This window comes from Citrobacter sp., from assembly GCF_050252275.1.
Classification (GTDB): Bacteria; Pseudomonadota; Gammaproteobacteria; order Enterobacterales; family Enterobacteriaceae; genus Citrobacter_A; species Citrobacter_A amalonaticus.
Window position 1 is genome coordinate 1 of record NZ_JBFWLF010000170.1, and the last position, 10,002, is coordinate 10,002.

Here is a 10,002-nt window from a genome sequence, read left to right on the forward strand (position 1 = left end):
ACTGCGTCATGACGGCAAGAAAATCGGCTGCATCGTGATGAATGCCAATCCGTTCACCAATGGTCACCGCTATTTAATCCAACAGGCGGCAGCGCAGTGCGACTGGCTTCATCTGTTCCTGGTGAAAGAAGATACCTCCCGTTTCCCGTATGAGGACCGACTCGACCTGGTGCTCAAAGGCACCGCAGACATACCGCACCTCACCGTTCATCGCGGGTCGGAATACATCATTTCGCGCGCCACGTTCCCGTGTTACTTCATTAAAGAACAAAGCGTCATCAACCATTGCTACACCGAAATCGATTTAAAAATTTTTCGTCAGTATCTGGCACCTGCGCTGGGGATCACCCATCGCTTTGTCGGTACGGAACCGTTTTGCAGCGTAACCGCCCAGTATAACCACGACATGCGTTTCTGGCTGGAAACGCCGACTCTTCCCGCCCCGCCCATTGAACTGGTGGAAATCGAGCGACTGTGTTTCCAGGGGACGCCGATCTCTGCGTCTCTGGTGCGCAAACTGCTCGTGAAAAAAGATCTCACGGCTATCGCGTCGCTGGTGCCTTCAGCCACTTTGCACTACCTGCAAAGCATGCCTGAGCGCACACCCGCTCACGCGACAGTCCGCCAAAAGACCCCCGCATTAGTAACAGGTGAAAAATGAAAATAAACCAGGCTGCCGTCGCAGGCACACTTGAGTCCGGTGATGTGATGATACGCATCGCCCCTCTCGATACGCAGGAGATTGACCTGCAGATCAACAGCAGCGTTGAGAAACAGTTTGGCGAGGCCATTCGCGCCACCATTCTGGATGTTCTGACGCAGTATGACGTGCGCGGCGTGCAATTGAATGTCGATGATAAAGGCGCACTGGACTGCATTTTACGTGCACGACTGGAAGCATTACTGGCGCGCGCCAGCGGTATCCCGGCCCTGCCCTGGGAGGATCGCCAATGATTTCCGCTTCTCTGCAACAGCGCAAAACGCGCACTCGCCGCAGCATGCTGTTTGTTCCCGGCGCCAATGCCGCGATGGTCAGCAACTCGTTTATCTATCCGGCAGATGCCCTGATGTTTGACCTGGAAGACTCCGTCGCGCTGCGTGAAAAAGACACCGCTCGTCGTCTGGTCTACCACGCACTGCAGCATCCGCTGTATCGCGATGTCGAAACCATCGTGCGCGTTAACGCACTGGATTCCGAATGGGGGATCAACGATCTGGAAGCCGTCGTTCGCGGCGGCGCTGACGTGGTTCGTCTGCCGAAAACCGATACCGCTCAGGATGTTATCGATATCGAAAGCGAAATTCTGCGCATTGAAAAAGCCTGCGGTCGCGAGCCGGGCAGCACGGGTCTGCTGGCCGCCATCGAGTCACCGTTAGGCATCACTCGCGCCGTGGAAATCGCCCACGCCTCTGAACGTCTGATCGGGATCGCGCTGGGCGCGGAAGACTATGTACGCAACCTGCGCACGGAACGTTCGCCGGAGGGGACTGAATTACTGTTTGCCCGTTGTTCTATTTTGCAGGCCGCGCGCTCTGCCGGGATTCAGGCCTTCGATACCGTCTATTCCGATGCCAACAACGAAGCGGGCTTCCTGCACGAAGCCGCCCACATCAAACAGCTGGGTTTTGACGGCAAATCGCTGATCAACCCGCGCCAGATTGACCTGCTGCACAACCTGTATGCCCCGACGCAAAAAGAAGTGACGCACGCGCGTCTGGTCGTGGAAGCCGCAGAAGCCGCCGCCCGTGATGGCCTCGGGGTGGTCTCCCTGAACGGCAAGATGGTCGACAGCCCGGTGATCGAGCGCGCACGTCTGGTGCTCTCCCGTGCAGAACTTTCCGGCATCCGCGAAGAATAAGGCAAAAACAATGACCCAGAAAAACGAACAGTCTCAACGACAGGAACGGGTAGCAGCCTGGAGCCGCCAGGCTGAAAGCGACCTTTCCACCTATACCAGCGCCGCAAAGCAGGCCCTGCAGGAACAGAAACCGCGCGACCAGAAACTGTGCGCCAGCCTGGAAGAGGCAATCCGCCGTTCCGGTTTGCAGGATGGCATGACTATCTCCTTCCACCATGCGTTTCGCGGCGGCGACCTGACCATTAACCTGGTGATGGCAACCCTCGCCAGCATGGGATTTAAAAACCTGACGCTAGCTTCCAGCTCCCTGAGCGATTGCCACGCGCCGCTGGTCGACCATATCCGTAACGGCGTCGTTAACCGTATTTACACTTCCGGTCTCCGCGGACCGCTGGCAGAAGAGATCTCTCGCGGCCTGCTCGCCGAACCCGTTCAGGTTCACTCCCACGGCGGCCGCGTGCATCTGGTTCAGAGCGGCGAACTTAACATTGATGTGGCCTTCCTCGGCGTCCCGTCCTGCGATCCGTTCGGTAACGCTAACGGCTACACCGGTAAAGCCTGCTGCGGTTCACTCGGCTATGCCCGCGTTGACGCTGAAAGCGCTAAACAGGTGGTGCTACTGACGGAACAACTGCTGCCTTATCCGCACAACCCGGCCAGCATTACCCAGGATCAGGTTGATCTGATCGTCCAGATAGACCAGGTCGGCGATGCCGATAAAATCGGAGCTGACGCCACCCGAATGACCACCAACCCGCGCGAACTGCTGATTGCCCGCAGCGCGGCAGATGTCATCGCCCACTCCGGCTATTTCAAAGAAGGCTTTTCACTGCAAACCGGTACTGGCGGCGCCTCACTGGCGGTCACACGCTTTTTGGAAGACAAAATGCGTCGCCGCGATATCCGCGCAGACTTCGCGCTGGGCGGTATCACGGCCACCATCGTCGATCTGCATGAAAAAGGGTTGATTCGCAAACTGCTGGACGTACAGAGCTTCGACCGCAATGCCGCAGAGTCGCTGGCGCGCAACCCGAATCACATTGAAATCAGCGCAAACCAGTATGCCAACTGGGGTTCAAAAGGCGCCTCCGTTGACCGTCTGGATGTGGTCGTGCTGAGTGCGCTGGAAGTCGACACCCAGTTTAACGTCAACGTGCTGACCGGTTCTGACGGCGTCATTCGCGGCGCGTCCGGCGGACACTGCGATACCGCCGTCGCCGCTGCGTTGTCAATCATCGTCGCACCGCTGGTGCGGGGTCGCATTCCGACGCTGGTGGATAACGTGTTGACCTGCGTCACGCCGGGTTCCAGCGTCGATATTCTGGTTACCGATCATGGCATTGCGGTTAACCCGGCACGTCCGGAACTGGCGGAACGCCTGAAAGAAGCCGGGATGAAGGTGGTCTCCATCGAGTGGCTGCGTGAACGTGCGCAACAGCTCACTGGTGAACCCCGTCCCATCGAATTCACCGACCGTGTGATTGCCGTGGTGCGCTATCGCGACGGTTCAGTGATCGATGTTGTTCATCAGGTGAAGGAATAAGCCATGCACCTGCTCCCTGAACAGGCCACCCGCCACGCCGTTTCAATTCCCGAGCTGCTCGTCAGCCGGGATACGCGACAAGCACGGCAACACGTCTGGCTAGCGCGCCATCCCATTCCACTGGTCTCCTTTACCGTGGTAGCGCCTGGCCCGATTAAAGACAGCGAGCTCACCCGTCGCCTCTTTAATCATGGCGTGACTGCGCTGCGTACGCTGGCGGCACAGGCGGACTGGCATATCAGGGAGCAGGCTGCACTGGCCTCAGCATGCGGGCCGGAAGGCATGCTCTCGATTGAGGCACCGGCCCGTGACATCAAGCTCGCAACCATTGAGCTCGAACATACACATCCTCTGGGACGTTTGTGGGATATCGATGTGCTCACACCCGGAGGCGACATTATCTCCCGCCGCCATTTCGCCCTTCCCGCCCGCCGCTGCCTGCTTTGCGAGCAGAGCGCTGCCGAATGCGCGCGTGGGAAAACTCATACGCTCTCCGATCTGATCGCCCACATGGAGGCGCTGCTGCATGCTGCCGATTCCCAATATGCCCGTTGAAACGACCGCTCTTCCTCGTACGCTGTTTGACGCATACGGCCATCTGGCGTGGCGTGCAATGCTGACGGAAGTCAATCTGTCGCCAAAACCCGGGCTGGTCGATCGTCTGAACTGCGGCGCGCATAAAGACATGTCGCTGACGGATTTTCATCGCAGCGCGCTGGCGATTCAGGCCTGGCTTCCGCGTTTTATTGAATACGGTGCATGCAGTGCGCAAATGCCGGCCGATGCCGTATTAACCGGCTTACGCCCGTTAGGTATGGCCTGTGAAGCGGACATGTTTCGCGCCACCGCGGGTGTGAACACCCATAAAGGCAGCATTTTTTCTCTCGGTCTGCTGTGTGCCGCCATTGGCCGACTGCATCAGCAGCAGCAGCCCATCACCCCGGAAACGATCTGTACCACCGCCGCCCACTTTTGCCGCGGCCTGACCGAGCGCGAACTGCGCAACAACAACCAACAACTCACGGCAGGCCAGCGACTCTATCAGCAACTGGGGTTAACCGGCGCACGTGGCGAAGCCGAAGCGGGATATCCGTTGGTCATCCGCCATGCGCTTCCGCACTATCGCGCCCTGTTAGCCGAGGGACGCGATCCCGAGCTGGCGCTGCTGGACACCTTACTCCTGCTGATAGCGCGCAACGGCGATACCAACGTGGCCTCGCGCGGCGGTGCGGCAGGCCTGCGCTGGATACAGCAGCAGGCAAACGCATTGTTACAACAAGGGGGCATCCGAACCCCCGCCGATCTCGATCATCTGCATCAGTTCGACAGCCACTGCATTGAACGCAATCTCAGCCCTGGCGGCAGTGCCGACCTGCTGATCGTCACGTGGTTTTTAGCCCAGATTTCTCAAGTTAAACATTTACACAATTATTGAAAAGATCCTTTCCGGAGAATCACTTATGTCTTTATCGAAAGATAGTATATGGAAGTTGTTGGCTCCCCTGGTCGTCATGGGTGTCATGTTTCTTATCCCTGTCCCGGACGGCATGCCCCCTCAGGCATGGCATTACTTCGCCGTTTTCGTGGCGATGATCGTCGGTATGATCCTGGAGCCGATCCCGGCTACCGCGATCAGCTTTATCGCCGTGACCATCTGCGTCATTGGTAGCAACTACCTGCTCTTTGATGCCAAAGAGCTGGCGGACCCGGCATTCGATGCCGGTAAACAGGCGCTGAAATGGGGTCTTGCGGGTTTCTCCAGTACCACCGTCTGGCTGGTGTTCGGTGCGTTTATCTTTGCGCTGGGCTACGAAGTTACGGGTCTTGGCCGTCGTATCGCGCTGTTCCTGGTGAAATTCATGGGCAAACGCACCCTGACGCTGGGCTATGCGATTGTCATCATCGATATTCTGCTGGCGCCGTTTACGCCATCCAACACCGCCCGTACCGGGGGCACCGTGTTCCCGGTAATCAAAAACCTGCCGCCGCTGTTTAAATCGTTCCCGAACGATCCGTCCGCACGTCGTATCGGCGGTTACCTGATGTGGATGATGGTCATCAGTACCAGTCTGAGTTCTTCGATGTTCGTTACGGGTGCTGCGCCAAACGTGCTGGGTCTGGAATTTGTCAGCAAAATCGCCGGTGTGCAGATTAGCTGGCTGCAGTGGTTCCTGGGCTTCCTGCCGGTCGGTATCATTTTGCTGATCGTTGCGCCGTGGCTCTCTTATGTTCTCTACAAGCCTGAAATCACACACAGTGCGGAAGTCGCAGCGTGGGCGGGTGACGAACTCAAAACTATGGGTACCTTGACGCGTAAAGAGTGGACGCTGATCGGTCTGGTTCTGTTGAGCTTAGGGTTATGGGTCTTTGGCGGTGAAATGATCGACGCCACCGCCGTCGGTTTGTTAGCCGTTTCACTGATGCTGGCGCTGCATGTGGTGCCGTGGAAAGACATTACCAAATACAACAGCGCCTGGAACACGCTGGTGAACCTTGCCACCCTCGTGGTCATGGCAAACGGTTTAACCCGCTCCGGTTTTATTGACTGGTTCGCCAGTACTATGAGCACCCATCTGGAAGGGTTCTCGCCTAACGCGACGGTAATTGTGCTGGTGCTGGTGTTCTACTTTGCCCACTACCTGTTTGCCAGCCTGTCGGCGCACACGGCAACCATGCTGCCGGTGATTCTGGCGGTCGGTAAAGGAATCCCGGGCGTGCCGATGGAACATCTGTGTATTCTGCTGGTGCTGTCCATCGGGATCATGGGCTGTCTGACGCCGTACGCAACAGGCCCAGGGGTCATTATCTACGGCTGCGGCTATGTTAAATCCAAAGACTACTGGCGTCTTGGCGCCATCTTCGGGGTGATTTACATTGCGATGCTGTTGCTGGTTGGCTGGCCGATTCTGGCGATGTGGAACTAGTTCTGACGTAAAACACTGAATGGATCAAGGCCCGCAGGGTAAAGACACCTTGCGGGCTTTTTTTATGGTTAAATAGATACTATTCAGATTTTATATAAGTTCAGAATCATCATGAAACCGACCTGGCAAAAATGGGTGTGGCTCGCCGCCCCACTCCTCCCCCTTTCTACCGCAACCGCCAACGAATTACAGGCAACGCAGTACGGTGACTTTGACCGTTATGTGCTGGCGCTCTCCTGGCAGACAGGCTTCTGTCAGAGCCAGCACGATCGGGACCGCCGTGAGCCTGACGAGTGTCGCCTGCAAAAAGAGACCGCCAACAAAGTCGATTTTCTGACCGTTCACGGATTGTGGCCAGGATTACCGAAATCGGTCGCTTCACGCGGAGTCGATGAACGCCGCTGGATGCGCTTTGGCTGCGCCACGCGTCCGATCCCTAACCTGCCGGAAGCTCGTGCCAGTCGCAAATGTTCTGCGCCAGAAACAGGACTTTCGCTGGAAACCGCCGCTAAACTCAGTGACGTTATGCCAGGAGCAGGCGGACGTTCTTGCCTCGAACGCTATGAATACGCGAAACACGGCGCCTGTTTTGGCTTCGACCCGGATGCGTACTTCGGCACCATGGTGCGGTTGAACAAAGAGATCAAGGCCAGCGAATTAGGGGCATTTCTGGGCGAGAATTACGGTAAGAGCGTCAGTCGCCGCGCCTTCGATGCAGCGGTGGCCCAACGCTGGGGAAAAGAGGCCGTCAAAGCAGTAAAACTGAGTTGTCACGGCAATCCGGCTTATCTGACGGAGATCCAGTTCTCGCTGAAGGCCAGTGCCATTAACGCGCCGCTCTCCGCCGACTCGTTTGCCCGCAACCCCATCCGGGAAACTGTGGTAAGCAGTTCGTCATCGACAAAGTAGGTTACTGATCTTTTGACCCGACGTGAAATCCGCGCCGGGTCAAAAATCAACGTTTCGCACGCGCATCCGGGCGCACCAGATCAAAACGGTGCGACTCGCTGATCGCATAGTAGGCCGTAGGGCCGCCAGCACGCAGCACGGGCTGTGCTTTTGCGGTCTGGTAAATCCCCTCTTCCAGCAGCGTTTCGGCAATATGAATCCCGACAACCTCACCGAGGATCAGCCAGGTTTCGATGGCTTCACCCTGCGCGGTCGTCAGTTGAATACTCTGCGACAGGCGACATTCAAAATTCACCGGGCTTTGCGCAACGCGTGGCACTTTTACCAGCCGACTTTCCGCCTTCGTCAGCCCGGCAGCGAAAAATTCATCTTCGCCATGCGGCAGACTGGCAGAGGTTTCATTCATCGCGCTGGCTAATTCTCGGGTGGTCAGGTTCCAGACAAACTCTCCGGTTTCCATGATGTTACGCACGCTGTCTTTCCAGCCGGTGCTGGCAAAACCGATAATGGGCGGATGATAATTGAAACAGTTAAAGAAGCTATAAGGCGCCAGATTATCCCGGCCAGCGGTGTCCTGAGAAGCGATCCAGCCAATTGGCCTGGGGCCAACGATGGCATTCAGCGGGTCGTGCGGCAGGCCGTGTCCCTGCGAGGGTTGATAGAAATACATAGTATTCTCTGATGAATTTAACGTCGGCGAAGCACGAAATGCGCTCCGCTCATCCCCCTGATGGAAGAGGATCAGCGTAGAGCAATCCGTTAAAGATTACGACTGAATAAAGTTGAGCAGATCCTGATTTATCTGCTGCTTATGGGTGGTGCAGATGCCGTGGGAACCGCCCGCGTAGACTTTCAGTTGCGCGTCGGGCAAGATTTGCGCCGCCACTTTGCCGCAGGTTTCAAGCGGGACAATCTGATCGTCATCGCCATGAATGACCAGCGTCGGAATGGTCATTTTGCGCAAGTCTTCACGCAGATCTGTTTCCGAGAACGCCTTGATGCAGTCGTACAGCGCTTTTATTGAGCCCTGTAATCCCTGCTCAACAAAACTCTCGCGCACGGCTTTCGACTCTTTCGCTCCCGGACGGTTATAGCCGTAGAAGGCGGCAGTGAGTTCATAGAAAAAGGCGGCACGGTCATTGACAACGCCTTCACGGATACCGTCGAACACCTCTTTTGGCACACCGTTTGGGTTGAAATCCGTTTTCACCATGATAGGCGTCACCGCGCCAATCAATACCGCTTTCGCCACCCGCTGCGTCCCGTGTCGCCCAATATAACGCGCCACTTCGCCACCGCCCGTCGAGTGACCGACGTGCACCGCATTTTGCAGGTCCAGGTGTGCGGTCAGTTCAGCCAGATCGTCGGCATACTGATCCATCGTGTGCCCCTCCCACGGTTGCGCGGAACGCCCATGCCCGCGCCTGTCGTGGGCGATCACCCGATATCCTTTCGACCCCAGAAAAAGCATCTGATCTTCAAAGGCATCTGCCGTTAACGGCCAGCCGTGGCTGAAGACAATGGGCTGTCCACTGCGATCACCCCAGTCCTTAAAATACAGATAGCTGCCATCTTTGAGAATAATTTTGTCGTACTGGCTCATGAGATCTCCTGTAGCGGAACGCTGAGAAAGTGACGCGCTCGCGGCGCGCGCTTAAAAAGCATAATGCAAATTTGAGAACGATCACGTTTATCGAATAAAATTCATACCAGCGATGCTTTTTTAGCTATTTACCCGAATGTGAACTAAATCACTTCAAACCCAGGGTAAGTCTCAGTATCATCGGGAGAGTTAAACCCTTGCCGCCAGACGGTGAGGGTTTTCTTTTGGGAATATTATCTGCGGCAAAACGCAGTACTGACGACATGGAGTAAAAATGTCCAGACCAACTATCATCATTAACGACCTTGATGCAGAACGCATCGATCGCTTACTGGAGCAACCCGCGTATGCAGATTTACCCATTGCCGACGCGTTAAATGCCGAGCTGGATCGTGCCCAAATGTGTTCGCCAGAGACCATGCCGCATGACGTCGTGACCATGAACAGTCGTGTTAAATTCCGCAATCTGAGCGATGGCGAAATTCGCGTGCGCACGTTGGTTTATCCTGCGGCGATGACCGACAGCAGTACGCAACTTTCAGTGATGGCGCCAGTGGGGGCAGCGCTGTTGGGCGTGCGTGTGGGCGACACCATTCACTGGGAACTTCCGGGCGGCGTATCCACCCACCTCGAAGTGCTGGAGCTGGAATACCAGCCAGAAGCTGCTGGCGACTTCCTGCGTTAATCCCATCTGCATAAGCGACTTTCCGCTTTACCCAGAGGATGCGCTCGCATCCTCTTTCCGGCATCTTCAGTAAAATCACCCTTTCGTCCTGGTTCGCCTTTTTCCTGACTCGTCCACACTGAATCGGTTTCATTGGCAGGTGCGGTCATGAACGATACATTCAGCATATTACTGGGATTCTTCATTATGGCGGCGATCATCGTCGGTGCCGTGCTTTACCTGGAGAATCACTGGTAGTGAATGAACAAGGAATCGCCGCACATGTGAAAAATACCCTGCAGAAAGCAGACAGAATTATTATTATATGCTTGAATGATTTAAGTATTAATTAACAGGGAGAAACGGGTATGTATAAGACAATCATTATGCCGGTTGATGTTTTTGAAATGGAACTCAGCGATAAGGCGATTCGCCACGCTGAATTTCTGGCGCAGCAGGATGGCGTCATTCATCTTTTGCATGTGCTGCCTGGTTCTGCC

General features: G+C 56.0%; 12 protein-coding genes and 1 pseudogene. 11 read left to right on the plus strand and 2 right to left on the minus strand.

All coding sequences use genetic code 11. The features are described from left to right. The 8 genes and pseudogenes from citC to rna form a co-directional block, all read left to right on the plus strand. The coding region (citC, locus tag AB7E14_RS14760) for a [citrate (pro-3S)-lyase] ligase (protein WP_428169631.1) at positions 1–661 on the plus strand (661 nt) is incomplete at its 5' end. Continuing rightward, positions 658–954, plus strand: coding sequence for a citrate lyase acyl carrier protein (gene citD, locus AB7E14_RS14765; protein WP_043001438.1), 297 nt, complete (start codon positions 658–660; stop codon positions 952–954). The genes citC and citD, both read left to right, overlap by 4 nt. Beyond that, entirely contained in the window at positions 951–1,859 is a 909-nt protein-coding gene (gene citE, locus AB7E14_RS14770; RefSeq protein WP_058587782.1) for a citrate (pro-3S)-lyase subunit beta, read from the plus strand. The genes citD and citE overlap by 4 nt, the downstream gene beginning before the upstream one ends. Positions 1,860–1,869: 10 nt before the next feature. Continuing rightward, entirely contained in the window at positions 1,870–3,402 is a 1,533-nt protein-coding gene (gene citF / locus AB7E14_RS14775) for a citrate lyase subunit alpha (RefSeq protein ID WP_316961912.1), read from the plus strand. 3 nt (positions 3,403–3,405) lie between these two features. Continuing rightward, positions 3,406–3,957 (plus strand): citrate lyase holo-[acyl-carrier protein] synthase, encoded by a 552-nt coding sequence (gene citX, locus AB7E14_RS14780; RefSeq protein WP_316961913.1) that lies wholly within the window; start codon positions 3,406–3,408, stop codon positions 3,955–3,957. Further along, positions 3,929–4,837: a triphosphoribosyl-dephospho-CoA synthase CitG gene (gene citG / locus AB7E14_RS14785; RefSeq protein WP_044256616.1), complete on the plus strand. Its 909-nt coding sequence runs from the start codon at positions 3,929–3,931 to the stop codon at positions 4,835–4,837. Before citX ends, citG begins: the two co-directional genes overlap by 29 nt. A gap of 25 nt (positions 4,838–4,862) precedes the next feature. Next, on the plus strand, positions 4,863–6,326 hold the full coding sequence (gene citT / locus AB7E14_RS14790) for a citrate/succinate antiporter CitT (protein WP_043001443.1): 1,464 nt from the start codon (positions 4,863–4,865) through the stop codon (positions 6,324–6,326). 111 nt (positions 6,327–6,437) lie between these two features. Next, positions 6,438–7,243, plus strand: a pseudogene (rna, locus tag AB7E14_RS14795) (ribonuclease I). A 38-nt stretch (positions 7,244–7,281) separates the two neighbouring features. Here the strand turns inward: rna and AB7E14_RS14800 are convergent. Continuing rightward, entirely contained in the window at positions 7,282–7,905 is a 624-nt protein-coding gene (locus AB7E14_RS14800; RefSeq protein ID WP_054176122.1) for a flavin reductase family protein, read from the minus strand. 96 nt (positions 7,906–8,001) lie between these two features. Continuing rightward, on the minus strand, positions 8,002–8,838 hold the full coding sequence (locus AB7E14_RS14805) for an alpha/beta fold hydrolase (RefSeq protein ID WP_044328660.1): 837 nt from the start codon (positions 8,836–8,838) through the stop codon (positions 8,002–8,004). Positions 8,839–9,112: 274 nt separating this feature from the next. Between AB7E14_RS14805 and rnk the strand changes: the two genes are divergently transcribed. The 3 genes from rnk to AB7E14_RS14820 all read left to right on the plus strand — a co-directional run. Then, positions 9,113–9,523 carry a nucleoside diphosphate kinase regulator gene (gene rnk / locus AB7E14_RS14810; protein ID WP_043001447.1) on the plus strand — a complete coding sequence of 137 codons (411 nt, stop codon included), beginning with the start codon at positions 9,113–9,115 and terminating at the stop codon, positions 9,521–9,523. Positions 9,524–9,670: 147 nt separating this feature from the next. Continuing rightward, a complete protein-coding gene (gene yldA / locus AB7E14_RS14815; protein ID WP_272482625.1) occupies positions 9,671–9,760 on the plus strand; it encodes a small membrane protein YldA in 90 nt (29 codons plus the stop codon). A 110-nt stretch (positions 9,761–9,870) separates the two neighbouring features. Next, on the plus strand, positions 9,871–10,002 hold a 132-nt coding region (locus AB7E14_RS14820; RefSeq protein ID WP_428169632.1), incomplete at its 3' end, for a universal stress protein.

Bases quoted from the DNA above. Each gene is read 5' to 3' on its own strand.
- citD (WP_043001438.1), top strand. From the start codon at position 658: ATGAAAATAAACCAGGCTGCCGTCGCAGGCACACTTGAGTCCGGTGAT.
- citE (WP_058587782.1), top strand. From the start codon at position 951: ATGATTTCCGCTTCTCTGCAACAGCGCAAAACGCGCACTCGCCGCAGC.
- citF (WP_316961912.1), top strand. From the start codon at position 1,870: ATGACCCAGAAAAACGAACAGTCTCAACGACAGGAACGGGTAGCAGCC.
- citX (WP_316961913.1), top strand. From the start codon at position 3,406: ATGCACCTGCTCCCTGAACAGGCCACCCGCCACGCCGTTTCAATTCCC.
- citG (WP_044256616.1), top strand. From the start codon at position 3,929: ATGCTGCCGATTCCCAATATGCCCGTTGAAACGACCGCTCTTCCTCGT.
- citT (WP_043001443.1), top strand. From the start codon at position 4,863: ATGTCTTTATCGAAAGATAGTATATGGAAGTTGTTGGCTCCCCTGGTC.
- AB7E14_RS14800 (WP_054176122.1), bottom strand. From the start codon at position 7,905: ATGTATTTCTATCAACCCTCGCAGGGACACGGCCTGCCGCACGACCCG.
- AB7E14_RS14805 (WP_044328660.1), bottom strand. From the start codon at position 8,838: ATGAGCCAGTACGACAAAATTATTCTCAAAGATGGCAGCTATCTGTAT.
- rnk (WP_043001447.1), top strand. From the start codon at position 9,113: ATGTCCAGACCAACTATCATCATTAACGACCTTGATGCAGAACGCATC.
- yldA (WP_272482625.1), top strand. From the start codon at position 9,671: ATGAACGATACATTCAGCATATTACTGGGATTCTTCATTATGGCGGCG.